We start from the raw sequence: 25,500 nt of genomic DNA, 5'->3' as shown, positions 1-25,500 counted from the left end.
GTCTTGTTTATCTGTTGTTTAACTCCTGATTTAGACTAAGCGTCTTCCCTAACTCCCACCAGTACCAGCCCCACCCGGTACTGTGGTTTCACCCGAATCTCATTAAATTTTCCGATCTCCACGCCCTCAAACCGCTCCACATAAGCCTGATTCACATAACTCTCAGTCGTCCCTTTTCGAATTGGGGTTATAGACAGACGAAGCGCGTGATCAGCCAACAAATGACGGGATTGCTTCAAACCAAGTATCCAGCTGTGCCCATAGTGAATATGATCTGTTAACATCTGATGATGAATATGTGCTGCAGCAACGTCTCCTTCATAATCAATCTCAACCCACACGTCATCTACTTGTTCCGGCCACGCTGTGTCCAATCTCAGTGTTACTGCATACTCTTTCGGATAATCAACCTCTACAGCAGGCTCGTAAGGCGAAACTTGGAATGTATACGTATCGAATACTCCTTGCTTAGACTGGGTTGAGACGGCATATTCAGAAGCGGTAATCTGTCCTGCTCCGGGATAAACGGATACCTCAAACTCTGCTTGCTCTACGGATGTGCATATGAGCATCTCATTCTGTAGATACAGATGACTGTTGCTGATGATAAGTCTCTCTTCTCCGCCCACATGGAAACGGTAGGCGTGCAATGCCTCTTCACGGGTCAACGTAATGATTCGTATTTCCACACCATCCGATGTTGTGATTCGCAGATGATGGTCCTTGCCAGCAATCGGGTGTATCGCAACTTCATTTCCCTGCTCCGATACTGTGCCTTCGGGCATATCCACATTCGTAACAGATGATGTATCAATAACATACTCAGGCGCCATACCTTCATGGGCATAAAAGACAGCCGTAAGCTCCTGATTTACCATAAATCGGGTCAGTGGCTGAACGGTAGCACTAATGATCTTCATTCCACTCAGATTCATATGGAAAGGCAGAATGGCTGCCATGCCGGATTTCAGTTGCATCGTTCCTTCTCTTGGATAAGAAGCAGTCCCTTTGCTGGTATGCAGCTCCAATTGTATATCACGATCAGGCATCGCCACATGATCCTGATAATTATTCATGAACAGGAATCCCGAGCCATCTTGTTGGCGAACAGACCAACGCATATCCATCGTGTTCTCCGGTGTTATCGCATGTTGACCATCCGGTACAACACAGCCCATTGGTGCAAGTAAATCACCGTATCCTTCCAGGAACATGGACAAGGTACGAATGCGGTCATACGATTCACCAACACGTCCAAATTCTCCGAGCGGGGCTTGGTAGTCATACGTCATTTTCGGCAATGCCTGTTCGTTCATATAAGATTTTTGCCCTACGGGATTGGTACCACCATGATACATGTAATATCCAACGAGATTACTGCCATTTGCCAGCTTCACAATGGTCATCGCCTCAACACTGTCCGCGTCTACAACTGGTCGAGCGTGATAACTGACCTGCATGCCGCCAGCAAGTTCGCAATATGCAGCAGGATACTCCAGACTGTCATAATCCACTTCCTCCACAGGATTCATATGCAGATCCCGGAATAAATACTCCCGGCTTGGAGGCTGATTGGGAATCCATGGTGTGTACGCATACCCCGCAAGCATCGGCAACGTGCCTTCTTCGGGCACCGCAGCATTACCCCAAGCCGTGGCAGTATAGAACATGGGTTTCATGCCGACTTCTTCGGCAATACGGCGAAGCACCTTTAGATGTTCCCGCCCGTCCCGGCCGGAGGAAATATACTTTTCACGTATATATCCCCAGGCGTCCATGGGTGCGCCAGCGTGCATGTACTCATTTTCCAACTGTACGGCTATAACGGGCCCACCCTCCTGGTGAAAACAGCCATTAAGCTGACGGGCAATCTCCCTATATAATCGCTTGGCATAATACAGATACCCTTCATCATTCGATCTAACTTCAAATGGGTAACTAAATAACCAATCTGGCATCCCTCCATTACGAACTTCCCCATGACAGAATGGACCAATCCGTACAATCAGAGGCAGCTGATGTTTGCCACACAGATCCACAAAGTGCCGCAAGTTCAGGTTTCCTGACCAATTAAACTCGCCTTCCTGCTCCTCGTGAAAATTCCAGAAGACATAAGAAGCGACGATGTTCACCCCGCCTGCCTTCATCTTCAGTAATTCTTCTTCCCACTGCAAGTAAGCGAATCTGGAGAAGTGAAATTCACCAACCACAGGAATGTAGGGCTTATCGTTATGGACCATATAATAGTTGGTAAAGTCATACGACTCCCCTCTTGGATTCTTGCCACCACTACCAGTCATGCGACCCGCACGAATCTCTTTATCTTCCGCATCCAATATAAAGCGAATATGGCTACCTGCTATATTATCATTCATGGATTATATAACTCCTTCGATATAAATGGGATGTGTTGAAACGATTATCGATGGACGATTGCCCCTTGATGATTCGGGTTCTTCTCCAGTACTCGCTCCAACTCATCTTTTGCCTCATTCGTCCGACCCAGTCCCAGAAGACCCAATGCCCGCATATACCGGCAATGTTCTTCATTTCGCTGATCTAGATCGTCGTCGAATACTAGAAAATCGGGCAGAGAGACCGCAAAGTAATCCATTCGGATGTGATCTTGCATATGTCTTTCGGCATAATCAATCAGTTTGTTGAAGCGCCTGTTTGCTTCCTTAACATTGCCAAGCTTATGCCAGGCCAGTCCCTGATAATAGATCGATTCCGGCGGCTGATCATTATAGAACATCGCGCTTGCCGGTTCGTTTAGACCAATTGATGCTCTGTGGAAATTCTCCTCTGCAGCCTGATTATTCTTCAGTTGCTGGTAGGCACAGCCCAGATAAAAGTACAATGGATTGTCTACAGCTCCCTCCAGTTTACCTTCACCTAAGTTCTCCGGGTAAACCAAAGCCTTCTGCAACAGCTCCAATGCTAGTTCAGGTTGTTGTTTCTCCAGATTTTGCTTCGCCAGTTCCGTCAGTGCCGTAACATATTGTCCTGTAACTTTGCCTTCTCCACCCTCCCAGGGATGAAACCGCCGTGCCTGAAGAGCATCCCATGCTTCCTGATGACTACCCTGCATATTTAATAGAGTCACCCACTCGATATACAGATCATCACGGTGATGAACCAACTCTATATGTTGTTCCAACAATTTAATTCGACGCTCACAAGAATATCCCATCTTCTTGCGCAATTGATCCAACTCGTAGAAGATTCGGGCATCCTGTGAATCCAACCGGAAAGCTTCCTCTAAAGATGCCAGTGCAAGATCGGGCCGATTCAGCTTGTTATAATAAGCCAGTCCCAGATTCCGATGTACAGTCGAATAGGCATCATCCGCCTCACGCGAAGTTTCCCAATGAGTGATCGCTTCCTCGTAGCGTTTATGATCATACAGCCAATTTCCCAGGTAATAGTGAGCACGCGCATCATTCGAATCCACTGCCAATACATCCTGAAGCACCAGGAATTCAAATAGCGTGTTAGGAAAACAATAATCGGTTGGAGCAGCTTTCCCCTGCTTTTGATATTCTCGTGCCTGTTCCACATCCCCCAACTGACGATACAAGTAGGCCTCCGCATAACCAACCATGGGATACTGTTGTGAAACTTCGGATTCAACATAGGAGAGTACCGTCAGTGCTTCTTCCCATAATCCACTCTCGGTATAATCCGCGGCCAGATTCAGATAATTATGAACGTCTCCTCGCATCAGACGATGGAAATGCTCACGAGCTTGCTCCACTTGCTCTTTCTCTGAAGGTACAGTCGCTTTGCTGTAGATCAGGGCTAATTCATGTGCAGCTCCAAATTCAACCTGGTCCAGTTCCAACGTTTCATGCGCATATTGAATGGCCCGTTTATCCTGACCCAATCTACGCAGCAGAGCCACCTTCAGATGACGAGCCTTGTAGTTTCTGGCGTTACGGACCAGCGAACGTTCAATGTGATCCAGCGCTTCGATATACCGATGTTGCCCCGTATCGATCTGAGCAAGCATGTAATAACCCGTATCCTGATACTGTGCAGACCATACGGCTTTATAGAGAGCTGCATAGGATTCTTCCTGTCTCCCCTGTAGTTTCAAACTGAGACCGAGCTGATAATAAGCTTCACTATCATATGGATTCGTATTTTTCCACGTCAGCGATTGTACGGCCTGTCTGAAATGCTTCTCAGCATCTTGTAACAATCCTCTACGCAGCAGTAATGTGCCATACGCAATGTTTAGACGGATATCCGTTGCATCACGCTTCAAGCCTTCCAAATAATAAGGTTCCGGTTCATACGTGGCATGCCGATATTGCTCCAGATGCAGACCAGCCAGATATAGTTGTTCATTCGTACGAATCTCGGATGGGAGCGGGAGTGGTTTTGCCGGATCGGGAACTTCCTGAATCTCGGACCGTTCAGGTTGATAGGCCACAAGCAGTCTTCCGTCCGCAGTTCGAACACTTAACTTCAACTGATGCCATTCATCTTGTCCGCTCCACGGGAATGAAGACTTATATAATTGCGTAGGTGAAATATTGCATCTCTCATGAATATATACCGCAGTTGGTCCTATCACTTCAACGGTCACTTGTTCAAAAACCGACGTCGCATATACCATCACAGTTACCGTTCCTGTCGTTTCGTCCATTTCCAGATTAACCGCTGCATCAATCGTTGCATTTTTGACCATGCCAATTCCTTTATACGGCATAAAATACTGCGAAAATGATTTCGCTTCATAGGGCTGTAACCATGTAAAATCAGGCTGATTATCGGTATAGATGCCTGTCATTAATTCAATATAAGGTCCATCCTCGTCCGTTAACTGTCGATCCCAGGCTTGCCCGAATGCCCCGTTCCCCCAGGTCCATTGTTTCTTGCCGGGTGAGATATGGTGATTGGCTACATGTAACAAACCTGCCTGAACTCCGTGGTCATAGCCGCCTACGAAATTATAATCCGACTTATACGCCATGTAGGATGTTGGAACCGGTATGTTTTTGTATCGCGAGATATCCACACCTTCGGAATAGTCCATCTTATAATAGGTTCCGGTTGCAATCGGAAACCGGGATACGTCCCGTTTGCCATGATCCAATACAGCCGTTACATCAGGTGGAAACACCGATTGCGTATGATCGTTGACGGCTACAGCCGGATTGGCCCACCATAGAAAAGTTTGAGGTGTGCTGGTGCGATTGTATACCTCAGCATGGATTTCAAGATAGGCTTTGCCGGGATGTAATGTGAAGCCCGCGGTCATTTTGGTACCATACATACGATCAATCTCACCCACCCATAAGGTAGCGCTTCCATCTTCATTACTGTCAAATGTATAATCGACTGGACCAAACGTGTTCGGCCGATGATGCTGTGGCCAGTTGAATTCAATTCCGCCTGAAATCCATGGCCCTGCCAGACCCACAAGCGCAGGTTTAATCACCCGGTTATAATATACAAAATCGTAGTCGTTAGTCCGATCCAACGCACGATAGATACGTCCACCCAGTTCAGGCATCATCTCGATACGAACGTATTCATTTTCGAGAATAATTAATCGATACGATTTCATTTTTACTTCATCTTCAATGCTGTCGATCACGGGATACGGGTACACCTTACCCGAACTGCCCTGATAGATTCGCTTTTCGAGAAACATCGGATTTTTGTCCGGTTTACCAGTACCATAGGTTGGAATGTCTCTGGTTTCTTCCCATATGCGTACGTTCGATTTCGCTGTCACGTGATTCAATTCCCTCACTCCTTGGCCTCGTGTATATGATGATCATACGCTCCAGCATGAAGGAAGAACATTGACATTAAGCGGTTCTTGATGGACGATCTTCGGATTTCCCCATAACCAAAGAGAGTACCGATCCACCAAATAATGCAGTGAAAGGTACTCTCTGATTGATCTTGATTAACTTATCTGCGACGTGCAAAATCTACAAATCTGAACTTGTCCGGTCGATGTCTCGACTCCGTATACTGAAATTGACTGGCATCCTCCAGATACACTTGGCTCCTCACCACAACTACATTGTGGAAACCTTCAAGGTCAAGTAATTCCCTGTCCTCAGCGGTGGGTTCTTCCACCAAAATCTCTTTCTTGGCAAACGAAATGGAAAGCCCTAACTCCTGTTCAATGTACTCATAGATGGAATCATTACAGATTTCTTTGCTGAGCCCAGGAACAAGCCGCTGGCTGATGTAATCTTTGTCCAGAATGACGTGCTCTCCATCCACTTTGCGCACACGTCTGATCTCCCAGACCTGTTCATTCAGACCAAAGTTGATTTTCTTGTGCAGCACCTGATCTACTTTTTGCTCCTCGAAAACCTTCACATACGTTTGAGCCCGATGCCCCATTTTTTTGGCTAATTCCTTGAAGCTAACCAAACCTGAGATGGGAAAATCGATCTTGCGTATGTCCAGTACAATCGAGCCCTTGCCTTGAATCTTCTGAATATAACCTTCTTCGTACAACATTTTCAGCGCTTTGCGAATAGTCTCTCGAGACGTTTGATAACTTTCCGATAGATCAAGTTCCGATTGAAGTAGCGTACCTGCCTCAATCTCTCCAGTCCGAATACGATCTGCAATATCTTCATATATCCGGATAAATTTATTATTCATTATTCATCACCATTGTTCATTACCCTTTTTTATCATATTGGCAACCTATTATAGCATTAAAAACCAATCAAGCGGTAATGACTTGCATCAGCTTATTTAAGCGGAAGATCAGCGCTGCAGCTTCGGATCGGCTCAAGTGCTGCATGGGACGGAAGCTGCCGTCTTCATATCCTGTAATCATGTACAAACCTGCAAGCTCTTCTACTTCTTCTTTGGCCCAATCGGATACATCAGTCTGGTCGGTAAATGCTTTTGGAGAAATCAGCCGTTCCGGTCTGATTTTACGAACAACGTTCGCTATAATCTTGGATGCCTGTTCACGTGTCACCAGCGCATGCGGAGCGAATTTTCCATTCCCCATGCCTTGAACCATCTCATGATGAACTGCTGCCTTGATCTCAGGAGCGAACCAATCATCGTCGTTAACATCCTGAAATCCATGCTGCTCATTTGCTGATGTGTCCACACCCATCAATCTTACGATCAGTGCGGTGAACTCTGCACGTGTGATTGGACGGCGCGGTTCGAAGTGAGTTTCGCTTACACCTTGAATGATATTTTGTTCTGCGAGCCAGGTGATCTGGTCTTTATTGAACGTTTGACCGATATCGATAAAATTGATATTTTTTGTCGTTGCTATCTCAGGTTGCTCAGAGGGTTCAGGTTGTGAACTCACCTCATCGGCTTTGACCGAAGTACCTGTTGGATTTGGGGCTATACTGCCACCGCCCCAGGTAGATGGTGGATACGGTAGAGTCGTAGCTGCTGCCCGTTTGCTTTCACTTTTTTCACCTGCTGAATTCTCCGTCCATACTTCCACCTCATACTGCTGCTCGGCATTCAGCCCCGTCCATATATAACTACGCTCCATGCCACGGTAGATCTCACGATCTTTATGGGTGATCACAATCACTTCATTCATCGATTCCAGTTCCCAAGTTAGCTTAATCGTGTTAGTACCTTGCGCTATGGCTGCTACTGCCAGTTCCTCGGAAGGTAGCGTCTCGAATTCCGGTACTTGAAGCGCCTCCCCCTCTCCTGCCTCGTTAAATGGAATAATGATGAAGTCAGGATAATGCTCTGCACTGTTCAAATCAGACACATGTATGGATGTCTCCGTGGTCGTTCCTACAAGCTCTTCATTTCGATAAACTCGATAACCCGCAGCACCAGGAACCAGTTCCCATACAATGTCTGCACCAGACATCGAACGCCCCTCTATTACAGCAGATGAAGCAGCACCACCGGGCAAAGTCATTGCATGAAGGTAATAACCACCATCACTACTGCCCGAGACATTTATGGTCTTGACCGTATAAATGTAGTTCACGCCTGGTTCGAGTCCCTCATCATCATAGAACAGTTCGTCTGCCGGAACACGAGCAATCTCCACACCATCCCGCTCAATAATAAACTGATCGGCACCTTCGACCCGGCTCTGTTCCAATAAAAGACGAATGTGGTCCTTCGCTGAATGAAACTCTACTTTGACAGGAGCTACTGGTTTGGTCAGAACGGAATACGCCAGCTTCTCCGACGCTTCTCCCTGATCATTTTCCGTGTAGATTTCAATTTGATACCGATTGCCTGCATCCAGTTGATTTAAAATAAACTCTCTTTGTTTGCCGCGGTATACTTCAGTACCATCTAGCATTACAACGAATGTTTCGTTCACATAAGGAAAGTCCCATTCCAATTTAGCGTGATCTGTCTCCGGATATATCTTCATTTCCAGTGAATCAACATGAGGTAGAGTGTAAAAAGCGGTCACAGTCATTGGGCTGCCTGAACCAGCCGTATTGTATGGAATAACCTGCACCTGATCATATCGGGTCGCACTCGCCAGATGGGTTAATCTCACCTCTGTGATATCCCCTTCTTCAATCGTGGTGATGATCTGATCTCCGATACGTATCGTATATCCCTCCGCACCTTGTACCTTTGGCCAAGAGATTAATCCTTCCTTTTCCCCAATCATGCTTGGATGTATAGGTTCAATAATGGTCGCAGGCAATGTCCGCAATTGAACTTCAAAACCGGAATCACTCTCCCCCGCTGCATTGGATGTTTTGATGGTATATGTGTAATGCTCTCCAGGTGTCAGTCCATGATCTTCAAATGAAGCTTGATCTGCTGGAATCCTCGCGACTTGCACGCCATCCCTCATAATGATGAATTGCTCTGCTCCCCGTGTGGAGCTTCCCGTCAGGTCAACTACCGCCGACTGATCTGTGATGTAGGCTATACCTGCCGTCTGAGGCGCGATGGGTTTCGTTAAAACCTGAATTTGAATGGGCTCCGACCGATGACCATCTTCGTTAATGGCAACGAGTTCGAATTCATACACTGTGCCATCCAGCATACTTTTGAGATGTACAGACGGGTCAGATACGCTCTGTACCTCTCCCGTTACCTGATTGTGAATTTCATAAGCAGCCGCTCCTTTTACAGCATCCCAAGCCATATCCAACGTATGTGTTCCAACTTTCACCGTGATATCATCTGCAACCAGTGGCAACGTTTGAGTCATTACACTGAAAGTAAGCGGCGCACTCGTTCCACTCCCATTGACTGCCCGAATCGCATAAGTATATTTCGTTCCTGGAGACAGATCCTTGTCTTCAAATTGGGTTTCACTTGAATCCATCTGAGCGATCTCTCTTCCATCCCGTTCAATGACGTAATGATCTGCCCCTTGGACACCAGTGTTGCTGAAATCCAGACCCAGGCTGTTTTTTGCCACATCATATATTGCTACCTTATCGGGTTTCTCAGGCAAAGTCAGCAGAGATACATCCGTCGCTTCAGAACGAGTCCCCTGTCTGTTGACAGCCCATAGTTGATAGTGATGCCACGTTCCATCCTGGAGACCAGTGATCGTTGCTTCATTCTCCATTCCCCTATAGATCTCCTTGCCATCCTGCTCAATCACGTATTCAACAGCACCTTCAACGACAGGCCAGGAAACTTTTGCACGATGTACTCCTGGATCAGCAAATACTTCGGCAGGCGACACAGGTTTGGACAATCGAATGAGCTGAGCTGTTTCACCTGATCCAGAAGCATTCACAGCCTGAACTTCCAAAGCGTACTCTGTACCTGGCAACAATTCCTCAGCCGTGTAGGTAAGCTCTGATGTTCTGCCCACTTCTGTTCCATTGATTTTCACAATATAGAGATTTGCCGTATCTACAGCTTGCCATGCAAGTCCCATACTCGTTTCACCAGTCGATGTGACATTCAGTCCTTCCGGCCTGCTGGGTAGCGTAAGAATTGTACTACTGTTTGATGCACCGTACCCAGCAGCATTGCCTGCATGTACTTCATAGGTATATTCACGACTGCTTGTCAGATGGTTGACTGCAAGTTGTGTATCTGATATCTCACGACTCTGCCCATCGATGACCACCCGATATTTTGTTGCCCCAACGACAGGCTCCCAGCTCAAGATCCCTCCCTGTTCAGTTACTTGAACAACGTGAAGTCCCGACGGGCTCTCCGGTCGTGTTGTTCCTGATACTGAACTTCGCACACCTTGCCCACTTCCGTTCACCGCTTGAACATCCAGTTGATATGATGTTCCTGAACTCAGTCCCGCAAAGACCCATTCTAGGGTTCCGGCAGGAACCGTTCCCGACTTCTCTCCATTCAACCATAACTCATAACGATCAGCTCCTCGTACTGCTTCCCAATTCAGACGAAGGCTCGCTGTTGAAGCATCTGATACCTGTAAGCCGGACACCTGCCCAGGTAACGTCTTGAGCAAAGGTAATCCTGCCAACGGCCCTGGTCCTGTCTCATTTCCGGCAATTAACGCATAGCTGTACTCCGTTCCGCTATCCAGACCCGAGTCCAGATACTCCGTCTGCTCTCCTTCATATATAGCTGTTCCATCGCGTGAAAGATCATAATACGTTGCAGAGGTCACGGTCTCCCACGTTAATGAAATATCATGCTCCCGAATCTGAACCGCCATAAACTCACCGGGCACTGCCGGCAATGTGAGAAATCCAGTTCTACTGCTACCGCCTGCTCCGCTTTCATTCATTGCCGTTACCGAAATGCTATGAATGGTTCCTGGAACGAGGTTGCTGACATAGGGAAGGCTACCAGGATCAGATACCGTCTGATCAAATACAGTGGCACCGTCCGAAGTAGTCGCGATGATGCGGTAAGCATCTGCTCCTCGTACTGAATCAAATTGAATTTCGGCCAAAGTGGGCTGGGAATCTACTTTTCGAACGTGCAACGTTCCTGGAGCTGCCGGGGTGGTCAATACATTAGCGGTGGCTGCATCACTTACTCCGGTATGGTTTCTCACTCTAACTTCATATTCATAGACCTGACCACCACTTAAGGAGTGATCAATTATACTGTGGTTAGGATAATCCAGTGTCCATGTCTGTCCTGTCGTTTTATTCGTTATCTCATACTGATATCCATCCGTATACCTTTCACCGGTCGGCAAGTCCACTGTAAGTTCAGCTGATGTCTCTCCGATCTGCGTCATTCTCACACCACTCGGTTGCTCGGGCTTACGTTGAATCTGATAAGTTGAGGATGTTGTCTCATATGTATTACCAGCTCTGTCCATGGTTTTGGCATGGATGTACCAGATACCTTCCGATTCAATGGATAATTTATGCTCGTCAGAACGGGCTTCAAGCCAGTGATCCGGTGATTCTGCACTGTTCGTAACCTGATAGAATCGTTCCAGCTCCTGAATGCCTGAGTGAGCGTCAGCATACTGAATGGTAGTGGATATGTCCGTGTCCGTCCAGGCATGTCCGTTCGGTGCCAATGTAATCGTGGGAGCGATCTGATCCACATAGGCGATTCGACTAACTTCCTTGCTCACATTACCAACGGCATCTTTTGCTCGCGCCCGAATGGTGGTAGCGCCGTTTGTACTAACTGTACCTGTATTTCCTGTCATATACGGGGCATCATTCATGCTATATTCATAGGATATCGCTCGTTCATCCACACTACCAGCGATCGTGAATTGCACATGTTCTTTACTCCATCCTGAAGAACTCAAACGAATTACCGGCTCGGTTGGAGCAGTCGTATCGATTCGAACCGTAGCCTGTGCGGGTATGCTTACATTGCCTACACGGTCAAGTGAGCGTGCATATACGATCGTTTCTCCCTCATCGGTAACCGTCACTTCGCCCGTGTAATCGATCCAGGGACCTTCTTTGTTAAGTCGATATTGGCTCTTGGCAAGCCCGCTGCCTATATCTTCACCACTGCTTATTGCAAAAGTTACATCCTGATTCGTCCAATGTTCTACACTTAACGTAATCGTTGGTTGCTCAGGCCCAGTCTTGTCGATTCTGGCTGTTGCCGAGGTGGAAGCACTGACATTGGCCGCCCGATCAACACTTCGTGCATAAATCTCGATTATCCCTTCTTTGTTCAGTGTAAAAGGGGTCCTGTAGTCGATCCATTCTCCCTCGCTTCCAAGCTTATACTGTGTCAGACCAATGCCACTCGCTTCGTCCGTACCCTCTGTCAATGTCACGATTACCGCAGCTTTTGTCCATTCTGTCGGATTTAGCGAGATGACAGGTGGCGTTGGTGCCGTCCGATCTACCCTGGCTGTCACAGCTGTTTCCTGTCCCGTATTACCGAACGCATCAATACTGCGTGCCATAACAGTTGTGTTGCCTTCACTGTTTACGGTAAACGGAGCGCTGTATTCACGCCATTCTCCTGCCGGACCGACTTTAACTTCAGTCTTCTGAGTTCCGCTCAAAGCATCCTTTCCTTCTTCAACCGTGACGAGAACATCTTCCTTTGTCCATGTGGATGGAGTGACTGTAACGGAAGGAGCAGTCGGACCCGTCGTATCTTTAATCATCTCTCCAGCGGATATAAATGGGGTCTGTATCCCTTCACCATTCATTGCCGCTACAAATACTTCATATTTTCCGTCCGCGAGTCCAGTCAGGGCAAACTCTGTACGTGTGGAGGTTGTTGTTCCTGATGCAAGGACCTGCCCGCCTGAACTGCGTATTTCCGTTTTGTATTGGGTGCCTGCAGGGTTGCTATTATTATTCCAACTCGCTGTAACGGAGTTGCCTGATTGTGTCACAGCCGCCGCAGCGGGTGGATTGGCCAATGTATATTTGGTGGATGGACTGGAATATCCGGTGAAGGAAGCACTTGAATTTTTGGCACGTACAGCAAAAGAATAATTGGTATTCGGAGTGAGCCCAGTCACCTGCCTACTGTTTGATATCCCTGTATCCACGATCTGATTCGTCGTCATATTCTTCAGTTCATACGTAACGGATGCATCATTGGCTTTCTTATCCCAGTTCACTGTCAAGTTATTAGGGTTAACCAATGTATATGTCGGCGTTCCCGGCACAACAAAACTTCGTACCGTAAAGTTAACGGTTCCTGCTGAGGACACCCCACCTTTGTCATCCATGACCCATACTTGCAACGTGTGTGTACCATCTGGCAGGGTGTCAGGCAAGGTGTAATTGGTGTTGAACGACTGATTCGAACCTGTCGCAGTCATCTGTGTCAGAATGTTCTCTGACCCACCATCAATGGACCATTTCACGGTCAACAGGTCACCTACATCCGTATCTCGCGTTGTACCGGAGATCTGAAGTTGCTCGCCCTTGTAATAGGTTTGACCCGAAGAGGGTGCTGTTAGTGAAAATGAAGGCGGAACATTTTTGGGGCCAATCCCCACAATGGTCGAAAATTTGCGCGAAGCCTGATTCGCTGTTGCCTTGGCATTCCACCAGAATTGAGCAGCTGTATCACTCGCCGTTACGGTCTGGCCTGGACTGAATGTCGAAGGTGAAGAACCCCCTGTAAGTTGCGCGCTGTCCGGACTGCTGTACTGGCCCATATATATGCGATCTGCATTCACAACATTGTACGTATTCGCATAAAAAGCCGTGACCTGAACACCACCACTATAATTGCGCCATCCATTCTCAATGACTTCAAACGGAGAAGCATCATTGCCATTCACCATCGTGTCCCAATAAAATGTTCCACCCAAATTCAGTGCCGACCCGCTGCGATTGATGGCTTCCAGTTCCACTTTCATGTAACCGCCCTGTGATGTGGCGTTGACGATGGATACTCGCAAAATATATTCGACATTGTCCTTTTGCCGGGACATTTCAATCACATTATTGTTAATTCGGTAATAATTAAGCGGTAATGTTTTGAAGTTCACGGGTGATCCATTGTGGTCGATAATCGTAGATACATTCCCTGTATCGCCACCGTAAAATACATTCGTGTTCGGTAGTAATACAATTCTGTATTTACCGTCACTGTTCATCTCCACTTTCACTTTGGAGGACTGTACAGCCTTCATGCTGGATGTATCGGCTACAACCCCAATCGTTTCAACCGTTTCAGCCATTACCGTGGCTACACCCCATTCAAGTAACAGGGCTTGAGGCGACAATAATGCAAATGCCAGCACCACTTTGGTTAACTGTTCCGCTTGTTTCTTCACTCGTTTTCCTGATTTCTTCAACGTCTGCTCTCCTTTTTGGCACACCAAAAAAGGGAGGCACCCCAACAAAGGAACGATGTCCTAAGTTGGGGTGCCTCCCCTAACAAGTGTCATTTTTTCTTGATTATAACGATTCAGCTCATGAATGTAAACAGTTGATCATGAACGTCTTACTTCTCATTTCTCATCTCTGATCTTCAATAACGCCTCGTCCAACGCGCCAACGACCTTGTCACACCACACATCAAATTCCGGATCTTCGGTCTGTAATTCAGGATGCTCCAGAATGTGCTCAATCGTACTTCGAATGCCCTGATCAGCTCTTGTAGTCGCTACAAATTCCGGAACAAGCCGTTTCAGCTTACTGTTATCGAATACAACGGTATTGGCTTTGTCACCTAGCAACCCGCCGCGCAAATCCTGGTCACTGCATGCTGCCAAGAACTCGGAGGGTACATGTACCGCATGAAGCTTAACGCCCAGCACGCTGGCTATAATCTCATGAATCTGATTCCACGTGACGGATTCATCTGAGGTGATATGTACTGATTCACCAATGGCATGGATATTTCCCATAAGCCCGATAAACCCTTTGGCAAAATCAGTATTGTGCGTAATGGTCCACAGTGATGTGCCATCTCCATGAATGATAACGGGTTTTCCTTCACTTATGCGCTTGAGAACCTGCCAACTGCCTTGAGCACCATGAACTCCGAGAGGTACGGATTGGTTCCCATACGTATGGCTCGGACGCACAATAGTCACCGGAAAGCCTTGCTCGCGGTATTGTTTCATCAGATAGTCTTCACACGCAATCTTGTTGCGAGAATACTCCCAATATGGATTCGATAATGGCGTCCCTTCCGTGATCCGGTAATCAGCCAAAGGAGTCTGATACGCCGATGCTGAACTTATAAAAATAAACTGCTTCGTTTTATCCTTAAACAAACGGTAATCTCTCTCCAATTGAGACGGTACAAAGGCGATAAAGTCTGCCACAACATCGAATTCCAGATCAGCAATCAGTTCCGCTACACGTGCCTCGTCATTAATATCGGCTTGAAGTACGTTGACTTCTGCCGGCAACTCATCGTTCCGATTACCGCGATTAATCAAATAAAGCTCACAGCCTTGCTGTGCAAGCATCTCCGTAATGGCCGTACTGATGGTGCCTGTCCCTCCAATAAATAGCGCTTTCATTTCGCCACCTCCTGATCGATTTTACCCACTTTTCCATGATATCACGCACCAAAAAAAGGAGCAAAGCTCGGTGACCCGAAACTTTGCTCCTTCTGCTTATACGACCTTAATCGTTGCGTATATCATGTACATACCGCAGTGAATCTCGTATTCGCCCTTCGGCAGATCTTTGTCGACCGTATAATAATTAGGCCCCTTTTGCATGTATAGATCCATGCCAAGCTTTTGTGATCCCACCGATTTGACATGTGTCACGGACCGGGTCAGAATAAAGTTGATTTTGGTCGGTACACCAGCTTTCACCTCGATAACGTCTGGTCCAAAACCATCGTTGCTCACGTCCACATCAATGACTTCATATCCCTTCAAATCCTCCGGAGTCTCAGCTTGTGCAGTTACCGCACTTCCCGATCCCGGGGATAGGTCTTTGCCCATAAAATAAACCAAAAATGATCCAAGCAGTACAACAACGGTCAGACCCAGCGTCAACCAAGGCCATGTTTTTCCAAACCAGCTTTTCATATAAACACTCCTCATTCGATGTCCCATCAATATTCAATTCACAGACGGATGTATTCTTTAAGCATACCTGATTCGCATGACAATGAAAATGACCCCTCTGGGCTATTGTGGTGAGCTATATAAGTGGAACTAAAGAATATTTACACTGGACACTCCGATGACAGAACAACCTTTCGATCGCTGTTATCCCCAGATTTTTTGATTTCCTTTTCAAAGGGTAAAATCCGAGAATAAAGGCACAGTATATGCTTCCGATGCAGCTTTCTTTCAGAAAGCTTTTAGCTTCGCTTCTTCAGGTTATTTCTGTCCTCTCCGTTTCGTGTAAATGTTTAGTTCAATTTATATAGAAAATTTAAATAAAAAAAGCCTGATTTCTCAGGCTTTACTACGGTTATTCCCGTTCATGTTTCGCCATATCCCTTTTCGTATAACTCAGGAATAGATCGGGGTACTTCGACTTCGTCTCATGCGTAATTTGTACAACTCTGGCAGGGCTACACCAATGAGCACAATGATAACCCCGAACCATTGCAATCCGCTGACATGCTCATGGAGCACGATAGAGGATAGCAGTACTGCAATTGGAAGCTCCACTGCACCCAGGATTCCGGCCATGTCACCACCAATATGTGGAACGCCGATAGCGAACAATACTGGCGGAATGAAAGCCCCGAAGAATCCAAGCAGCAATCCAAATACAAGCAACTGGCTCCAGATCAATCCGTTAAAGAGGAATGTCGGTGGGAACAAAATGCACAGCAGGATCAATCCGCCTGTAACCATCCACGCACTGCGGAAGGCCGGATGTGCCGAAGGAACTGCTTTGCCGCTGAACAATACAAACAGGGAATAACTAACGGCTGCCATTAGTCCAAGAGCAATACCTAGACCGTTGAACTCACCCAGTCCCTGTTCCAGGAAACCGGCTGCCAGCAAAGTTCCGCCGAACAGAATGATCAACGTCAGGAACGTGACTTTATCTGGACGTTGACGTTTGCTAATCGCCTGAATCAATACGCTAATCCATGTGAACTGGAACAACAGGATTATGGCAAGTGAAGCCGGGATATAACGTAAAGACTGATAATACACGAGACCTGTGATTACTGTTGGTGTTCCGGCAGCCATCAATAACAGACGTTGTTTCCACGTCAACCGTTTGAATACCTGTGCCACGGCTCCTGATGATTTGCCGTTTGCCTGTGACTTGCGTTTGGTTCTAAACCGTGTGTAAAGCGCCAGCATCCAGGATAGGAGAAAACCCGTAATCAGCTGTGTTCCCACAACTTCTCCAAGTTTGTACCCTTCGCCGTACGCCAGAACCACAATCGTGGATAATATGCCATAGCTCATCGCTCCTGCGAGAACGGACAGATAATATTTCATTTGTGAATAAACCTCCTGATGATCAAAAAAGTACGTCCGCATGTTTGGTTCATGCCAAGGTCACAGACACCATGCAAATGCAAAAAATCCTAACTACGAGCAAGGAATACATCGATTCCTTGGCATCGTAGTTAGGAAGTATAGGCTTCCCGTAGAGACCCTCGCCCTGTGTACACTTTCGGCCTGCGAGGTTATACGAAATGATATATGCAATTTGATGTAATTCGTGTGTGACGACTTTTCATATATTACATGGGAGGTGAGATGGTGTCAACCCTATTCCGTATAAAAATATTATTACGCAAAAACGTCATGTTCACTTGGAGCCTGAAGAGTCCCACTCCAATGTTTGCTGTAAACCTGCCTTCAATCCATCCAAATCCAGCCCATCCACGGCAAAAGCCTCACGGATCAAAGGAGGCGCGACGAATTCATCATACTTGCCCAGATAAGGTGCTTCGTCTTCAGCAAGTAACGCAGATGCGTCTTCAGCCGTCCGACACTCACTCATAATCTCGGCTAACAATGTTCGTTCATCGACCTTGCCCGACACCGCAAAATAATAGGGCTCCATAGGCACAACCGAACGCAAGGCAAGTTTCTTGGACAGGTTATGCTTCATCAGTCGTTCCAATGTACGGAACGATTTACTTCCCACCCAAGGAAGAACATACATCGAATCTCCCCCTGCCGGAATGACGACCTGCTTCAGCAGACCGCTTTCACGAGCGAGTCGGCGTGCCCGTTCCAGTCGATTGACGGCTTGCGGTGACAGGTAGGGATAGATGGTCGAGTCGGATAACACTTCACGCATTTTCTGTACTACCGACGTATGAATATCTCCTCCCGCGCCAAGCCATAACGTATCTACCTTACCTTTTGCAGACTTCACATACACAGCCTTGTGCTTGTGATCGACCTCTTCCACTTTCCACAGTTTGCCTGCGAGCGAGAAGCAATAGCCAGGTGGGGGCACAGTTGTAATCGAACCAATCTCTTCAGATCCGTTCAGTACTTTATGCTCTTCATCATCCTTGAAGACTGCGTAGAAGCGATAATTATTCACGATTTTCTCACCGGTCAGACCGATGATCAACGTTCGATCCTCTGTCCATTGCAGATGATCTGTATCGATGAGGTAATTCAGGAATACCTGATATTGATCAGGTCTAATCAACGCAAATGGGGCCAGCGAAAGGATAGCTTCCTCAAGGTCCCTCGGCTCCGCCTCTCCCATGCTTTTCAGCATGCTCATCGTCTGATGATAGAGTACACCTATGGGCATTTTGCGAGCTTCAAGCGGTTCGACCCATTTCGTTTTTACATAGAGTTCAATAACAGCAATCGCACGCATCAACGTCCACGGCATACGTGCTGGCAATTGTGCCTCTTCATCTTCTTCCTCTGGACATACAAAAAGCATCTCCGATGCCATGTCCTCTCGTCTCCCCGAACGTCCCAGACGCTGTACAAAGCTAGACGCACTATACGGTGCACCGAGCTGAACCACACGTTCCAGCTCGCCCAGATCAATCCCCAGTTCAAGCGTGACGGTTGCCGCAGCAACAGCTGGCCCCGATCCGGTCCGCAGGGCTGCTTCCGTCTCTTCCCTCAGCATGGCCGAGATACTTCCATGATGCACATGGAACACATCACGCTCTTGCCTGCGAGCCGCGACCCGTCGCATCTCAAGAATGGTGACTTCAGCATCTGTACGGCTGTTGGTGAAGATCAGTGCTTTTTTACGATGTGTGCTCTCATAGATGAAGTCATAGTACGCTTTACGTGCGTTATGAAGCTGCTCCGCCTGCTCCTCGTCCTGTGCATCTGGAAAAGAGAAATGTTCCACCCGCAATCGCAGCTTGCGACCACCTGGGGAAGAGACTACATCGACACCTTGCTTCGTTCCCGCAGCCAGCCAAGATGTAGCCGCATCATAGTCACTAAGTGTAGCGGACAAGCCCACTCTTCGCGGTGTACAGCCAGCCATACGCTCGATTCTCGCAAGTTCGCTGAGCACCTGAATGCCCCGATCTGCTCCCATAAAGGCATGTACCTCATCGATGATGACATACCGCAGGTCATGAAACAGCGCCGGGATCGCATTCGGTCGATTCATGAGCAGACCTTCCAGCGATTCTGGCGTTATCTGAAGCACACCGGAGGGGTTCTTCATCAGTTTTGTTTTCTCTGCCTGAGGTACGTCCCCGTGCCAATGCCAAACCGGAATATTTCCTTCGGATAGCAGATCCTTAAGACGTTCAAATTGGTCATTAATCAGGGCTTTCAGAGGTCCAATATACAAAATACCAACCGATTTGGAAGGCCGTTCATGCAGCTCGGTCAATGCAGGAAAAAAAGCCGCCTCCGTCTTGCCGGAGGCCGTTCCTGCCGCAATCAGCATATGATGCGGGGTATGAAAGCAAATATTGCAGGCTTCAATCTGGGCAGGCCGAAGCGATTCCCATCTTTTTTTATAAATAAATTCCTGAACAAACGGCGCCAGCCGATAGAACGGATTATCACTCATAATTCAAACTCCGCCAGAAAGTCGTCCAGATCATCCGTATTTGCTGAAGCACCTGCCCCTTTACCCGTTTCCTGAGGTTTCACAACCCGCTCGCCAAGTAATTGAGTATAAGTCACTTCAGGATTCTGGTGTAACGTATGCAGTACATCCATAAAATCTCGTACCACTTCACGCGTGGTCAGCAATTCATCCGCCCCCAGTCGGTTCACCGCCGTTTGCATAAAATCAACCAATTGTTCATCCGTCAGACTTGCACTGTATCCAAAATGCAGGGCATGAATCTGTCGCAGCTTCTGGAGCAGAATCAGAATCTCTTCATGCGATAACATCGCCAGTTTCAGGATCGGACCTGTATAATTCGCGTACGCTTTGGTTGCATAACGACCATCAATAAGCCTGGAGCGAAGCGCTTCATAGCTGTATAGTCCGCGTCGTTCATCCTCCACAAATTGCGGCGTACCGCCCACAAATATGCCCAGGTGCTCTACCTTGCCCTGCATCGTATCATTGAACATGGTCAGCAATTTCTCATAGTTGCTTTGACGGGAGACGCTGTTTGTAATTTTGTACAGATTCACCGCTTCATCAATGAACAACAGCAATCCTTTGTACCCAATGCGCGCTGTGAATTCAGACCATAATTTGAAGTAGTCATACCAGTTGTCATCGTCGATAATGACCCCAACAGCCAGTTCTTTTTTCGCTTCCGTTTTGGTTGCAAATTCTCCTCGAAGCCAGCGAAGCGCCGCCTGTTTGCGATCATCATCAGCCAGCTTGTACCCATTCCAATAAGATGCCAGCACCTTGGCAAAATCAAATCCGTGAACCAGATTCTGCATCTCACCCGTCACCGCATAGATCTGTTTCTCTACTTCCAGCGGCAGAGCGGGATCATCCGGGCGCAGGTTCTGAGTCTGCATCGTGGATTGTTGTAGCCCTGCGATCCATTTTTGCAAAATCGGTTCCAACGCTCCCCCATCCGGGCGTGTGCGTGTAGACAGACGAGTCATCAGTTCGCGGTATGTGGCAAGTCCCTGACCTTTGGTACCCACCAATCGTCGCTCCGGTGACAGATCCGCATCTGCCACAACGAAATCACGATCCATGGCATAGTTACGAATCATCTGCAAAAGAAAGCTTTTACCACTGCCGTAACGGCCCGTAATGAGTTTAAATGCTGCACCGCCCTCGGCAATATTGTCCATATCCCGCAAGATGGCTTCCACTTCCGGTTTCCGGCCGACAGCAATCTGCTCCAGTCCAATTCGCGGGACAACACCAGCTGTCAATGAATTTACAAGTGCGGTGGTCAGCCGCTTTGGTATTTTAAGTTCTGTCACTGCGTATCACCTCTTCACATGTTCGAACACATCTATATAATCAGGAACAATCCGATCACCATCAATCAGAAGATCACCGATCGTTTCCATAGCCACATCATTAATTTCATCCAGCAGAAGCGTAGGCATCGTTCCATATTGCTCAGCCAGACGCATCAGCTCCGTATCTGGACTTGCACCAAGTAGAACATGAATCGTTTGCACCTGCTGAGGGGAGAGTTCCTTGGCAAAGAGCAGCCATTCTTCATCCAGATCAGCCTCAGCAGACTCGTCCCACTGCAACAAAACTGATTTTCCTGATGCTTCAGACGGTGCTGTATCATCAACGAATGGAACTGGCTCTTTAGATTCCTCTGGTACACTTGCCAGATTTATTTCGATCGTTGTGCTGTTTACGTCCTTATCTTCAAAAGTGGAATCATCCTCAATCGTAAGTGCCAATCGTACGTACTCACTTTCCTGCTGTAACGATGCCAATTTCTCCGTATCAATACGAATCACCGGTTGCTCCATAGCCTCAGCCTGCTCGGTCGCATATGCTTTGTCCAGGTAACGTTCAATCAGATTTGCAAGTTCGGGTTCAAGAGTCTGTCCTCGCAATCGGCCTCTGAATCCGAGCCGTTCACGAAGTTTATTTTCAGTACATCGATAGATCCGCGTAACCATCTGCACAAAATGAGCCTGCTCACCTATGGGCATATATCTGAACGATACCGATCTTCCATAGATCGAATCATCATAGACTGCTTTGCGGAACAGGATCCGCTCCACCGTACGTTCATCGTTGGGATCCCACTCAGGCAACAATCCAACTTGTCGCGTACGTTCCAGATACGAATCAACCAAGGCCATGACCCGTGGGATGTACTGCTCCATCACTTCTTTGCCGCCATCTCTGTAGAACTTACTGAGTGTAATATCGTAATCATAGTATCTTTGCAGCATATTCAGCGAGATATGCGATGCCTTATCCTGTAAAATACGTTGCAGCTCCATATCCAGCATCTCTGCTGGCAGGTATCCGTCCGAAAGGCCCATGACCTCGGATAAGGACACCTCCATCTGATGGACCAGCACATAATCGACCATCCACTCTTGCATATATATATTTAATTGGGGCAGCCGTTCACGGTAGTTCACCCATAGCTGCTTCAATTGATCATAACCATCCTGAGGATTCTGCCAGCCAATGCCGTTAATTAGCTCGTAAATATGAACAAATAGATAGGACAGATCGGTATCCGGGTATCTCCCCTGACGTACTTCCTTCCTCCAAAACATATACCACTTGCGCTGGACTTCGTTCATCACGCCATACGTTGGCCAGTAACTCATAAAGGGAACCCACGGGCAAACACCCCCCTCCATCTCTGCCCACTGCTTTGCTTCTTCTACAAAACGTTTCTCCGAGGACAATATGCCTCCACGATGCTGCATCGTATCATGTGCAGACTGCACAATTGTTGAACGATCAGGAACCGGAACAGCTGCTGTTTCAGGTTCTTCACTCAGATCTATCTCCATAAATTCCAGTTGTCTTGAATTGTCTTTCATAGAACGTTGTCTCACCCTCCTCCAAGACAGAATACGAACAAGTGTATCCATAGGGAACATTATAACACTTGTCCTGTGTCTGCGGTGACGAAATTAAGACATTCCTGGGCACAAAAAAAGAGAGCATTTCTGCCCTCTTTTTGGTTCATCTCTATAAGACTTTGATAATACAGGTGTATTCCTTTCAGCAGTAAGGGTACATACCCTAAAATTAGACAACGATCGCCCGATTCTTCCCTTCACTTTTCGCTTGAGCCAATGCTCGACTCGCTTTTTCGATCAGTTCGGATGCATTGGAATTCTCATCTGGTACCAGTACTGCACCACCGACACTAACAGTGACGACTCCACTCGGACCGGATGATTCCCTTTGAATCTGTAGAGCCAGCACATGTTGTCTGATCTCTTCCGCAAGTTTGGCTGAATATTGTGACGTTGTGCTCTTCAATTTCAGCATAAATGTACCTCCGCGAAGACGAGAGATCTGCGCTTCATGCTGTTCGCTAACCACGGTAAGCACCTCACCGATCCATTGCAGACACAGGTCGCCTCCTTGAAGGCCGTAAGCTGCATTATACGAACGGAAATCATCAATATCTATAATGAGCAGTCCCAGACTGCATTTTTCCTGTAAACAGTCATCCCAGTCAGCCTGAAGCTGTGACTTGAACACTGTCTGGATCGGCATATCCGTTAACGGATCTGTCGTCAGATAACTCTGCAGCTGGCTCGTCGTTTCGGTGTAATTGTCCTGTTCATGGTGGGACGTTCCACTGTGCAGTAGGACCATCACAGATGGCTTGCCCGCATGCGTAACAGAAGCAAGTGTAATTTCAAGCAACAATGAGGTACCTGCCGCTGTGGTAAAATACGACTGGCTGGTGATCAAACTTGTGTTATTGTGCTTTAATTCCTCAAAATTCTGTTGCAACGTGACTCTCGTTTTATCCGGTACAAACTCTCTGAAGTCCTTGCCCGTCAGGCTTTTGGCACTCTCGAACCCGAGCAGCTCAGCAGCCTTCGTATTACAGTAGATAATCTGACCGTCAGTCAAAGTAAAGAATGCCACGGGCGAGTAATCCATTAACTGCAAGTAACGCTGTTCATTTTGTCGCAAAATACGAGCATTCTGCAGCGCTTGTTCTTCGGCCTGAACCAACTGGTTCTCTGTCTGCCGACGTACAATGGTTTTGAGTAAAGGTAACACGCTCAGCTCTTTGGATGTCCATGGATACGAAGTTGATTTTACAACCTCACGCCATTTCTCGAATGATTTACGCGGAGATAACCGCATGCCATCATCCGTCTTGAGCACTGCCTTCGCGGGGTCACCTGCCCAATCAACAACCTGTACGACTTCAGGTCGGAACCAGAGCATGTAGTTATGCTGTCCAGGCGAAATGGCAACATAAATAACCCCGGATGCCTTATCTTGATAAGCTTTGGACGTCTCATACTCTAAACTCAGCTTCGACGTATGATAACTATAATCCTCGGACTTTCCTGCAAGCCAACCTGCCAGTTCACGAATCTGTCCGCTGTTTGGCGTTTCACCATACAACAACAACTTGTCCTGGTAACAGATTGCTGCTCCTGCAGCACCCATCAGATTTAACACCGTCTCTTCTTCTCCCTGTAATTCCTCAAGTACTCGGGCAGGACTTGTGTTACCGATAAATATATTGGCAATTCGTGAAGCGGCTTCACGTGATTGGATCTCTGCTTGATAATCATCGAGTTGCTGACGCTGGAACAATTCATTCGAGAAGAACGCACCCAGAAAATTGCACAGATTCCGTACGCGATGGGGTACATATCTGGCCGAATAATGATGGCATGTGATGAGTCCCCACAGTTGATTGTTATGAATAAGAGAGATCGTAACGGTCGCACCTACACCCATATTATGCAAATATTCGATATGAAGAGGAGATACGCTGCGCAGGACCGAAAGACTCAAATTTAGCGGTTTGCCTGTGAGCGGTTGGAGCATAGGCACAATCTCGACGGGTGTATAATCGACATTCACAATGGTTCGCAGCCAATTGCGAAGATACAATTCCCGAGCCTGTTTTGGAATATCCGAAGCCGGATAGTGGTGTCCAAGGAATGGTTCGAGTTCTTGTTCACGTGCTTCAGCAATAACTTTACCGTTCCATTGCTCGTCAAACTCATAGATCATGACTCGGTCATAACCGAGCATTTCCTTCACCTGTTCAGCCGCAATCTGACTTGCTTCCACGCGACTGTCTGTACTTTTGATCCGACCGAAAAATCGGGATATCCATTCAAAGTCGGTGGTTTCCATGTTTTCTTTTTCATAGAAAGGTTCGATCTCCAGAATAAGCAGGCCTTCACTTTCATGAAGAACAGAAGAAAAGATCCGGTCTTCACCGGATACCCTAATGGTCAGATCCATGTAATGCAAATCAGAGGTTACAGCTGCATTGAAGCTGCTACCCAACAGTTTGCGTACATCATGCTCGCCGATCAGATTTTCCAAAGGCATGCCCAAAACGTCCTCATAGGCAATACTCAGATGGTCCTCCGTATTTTGGCTACACTGAACAATGGTTGGCGTATGACTGGTATTGATGGCCAAAAGCACACCATGAGGTTGAATAAAGCCGGGGATATGAATCGGTTCTTTATCACAGTTATTCAGGTCTATCGGATCATTCGTGTATGTTCCCTGATGAAGCAATGTGCGGTTCAATAAATTTTGTTCTTTCTTGGACTTTGGTTCGGCCATAGCCAGGAAAATCCCCTCTCATGATGTTATATAAGTTGAATTAATGATTACTTCAACTTATATAGATACCTTT

At 47.2% G+C, this 25,500-nt stretch carries 11 protein-coding genes and 1 riboswitch; all 11 genes read right to left on the bottom strand.

Going from position 1 to position 25,500, the window contains the following annotated elements; genetic code table 11:
• Window positions 1–35 precede the first annotated feature (35 nt).
• On the bottom strand, window positions 36–2,375 hold the full coding sequence (locus HF638_RS20260; RefSeq protein WP_169481778.1) for a beta-galactosidase: 2,340 nt from the start codon (window positions 2,373–2,375) through the stop codon (window positions 36–38).
• Window positions 2,376–2,419: 44 nt separating this feature from the next.
• On the bottom strand, window positions 2,420–5,758 hold the full coding sequence (locus tag HF638_RS20255) for a DUF5107 domain-containing protein (protein WP_169481777.1): 3,339 nt from the start codon (window positions 5,756–5,758) through the stop codon (window positions 2,420–2,422).
• Window positions 5,759–5,931: 173 nt separating this feature from the next.
• Window positions 5,932–6,642 (bottom strand): trehalose operon repressor, encoded by a 711-nt coding sequence (gene treR / locus HF638_RS20250; protein ID WP_169481776.1) that lies wholly within the window; start codon window positions 6,640–6,642, stop codon window positions 5,932–5,934.
• A gap of 67 nt (window positions 6,643–6,709) precedes the next feature.
• A complete protein-coding gene (locus HF638_RS20245; protein WP_169481775.1) occupies window positions 6,710–14,164 on the bottom strand; it encodes a fibronectin type III domain-containing protein in 7,455 nt (2,484 codons plus the stop codon).
• 156 nt (window positions 14,165–14,320) lie between these two features.
• The gene (locus tag HF638_RS20240) at window positions 14,321–15,343 is read right to left on the bottom strand and encodes an SDR family oxidoreductase (RefSeq protein WP_169481774.1); all 1,023 of its coding nucleotides are present in this window, start codon (window positions 15,341–15,343) and stop codon (window positions 14,321–14,323) included.
• Between the two features lie 96 nt (window positions 15,344–15,439).
• Window positions 15,440–15,865: a cupredoxin domain-containing protein gene (locus HF638_RS20235; protein ID WP_169481773.1), complete on the bottom strand. Its 426-nt coding sequence runs from the start codon at window positions 15,863–15,865 to the stop codon at window positions 15,440–15,442.
• A 432-nt stretch (window positions 15,866–16,297) separates the two neighbouring features.
• A complete protein-coding gene (locus HF638_RS20230; protein WP_169481772.1) occupies window positions 16,298–17,251 on the bottom strand; it encodes an EamA family transporter in 954 nt (317 codons plus the stop codon).
• Window positions 17,252–17,359: 108 nt separating this feature from the next.
• A riboswitch (purine riboswitch) is annotated at window positions 17,360–17,470 on the bottom strand.
• A 97-nt stretch (window positions 17,471–17,567) separates the two neighbouring features.
• Window positions 17,568–19,781: a DEAD/DEAH box helicase gene (locus HF638_RS20225; RefSeq protein WP_169481771.1), complete on the bottom strand. Its 2,214-nt coding sequence runs from the start codon at window positions 19,779–19,781 to the stop codon at window positions 17,568–17,570.
• Window positions 19,778–21,121: a BREX system ATP-binding domain-containing protein gene (locus tag HF638_RS20220; RefSeq protein ID WP_169481770.1), complete on the bottom strand. Its 1,344-nt coding sequence runs from the start codon at window positions 21,119–21,121 to the stop codon at window positions 19,778–19,780. The genes HF638_RS20225 and HF638_RS20220 overlap by 4 nt, the downstream gene beginning before the upstream one ends.
• A gap of 6 nt (window positions 21,122–21,127) precedes the next feature.
• Entirely contained in the window at window positions 21,128–22,675 is a 1,548-nt protein-coding gene (locus HF638_RS20215; RefSeq protein WP_169481769.1) for a TerB N-terminal domain-containing protein, read from the bottom strand.
• Window positions 22,676–22,886: 211 nt separating this feature from the next.
• A complete protein-coding gene (locus HF638_RS20210; RefSeq protein WP_169481768.1) occupies window positions 22,887–25,427 on the bottom strand; it encodes a diguanylate cyclase domain-containing protein in 2,541 nt (846 codons plus the stop codon).
• Window positions 25,428–25,500 lie beyond the last annotated feature (73 nt).

Origin of the sequence: Paenibacillus sp. SZ31 (assembly GCF_012912005.1) — a bacterium.
Lineage (GTDB): Bacteria > Bacillota > Bacilli > Paenibacillales > Paenibacillaceae > Paenibacillus.
Note: the sequence above shows the minus strand (reverse complement) of the source record. Positions and strands in the feature narration are given on the sequence as shown.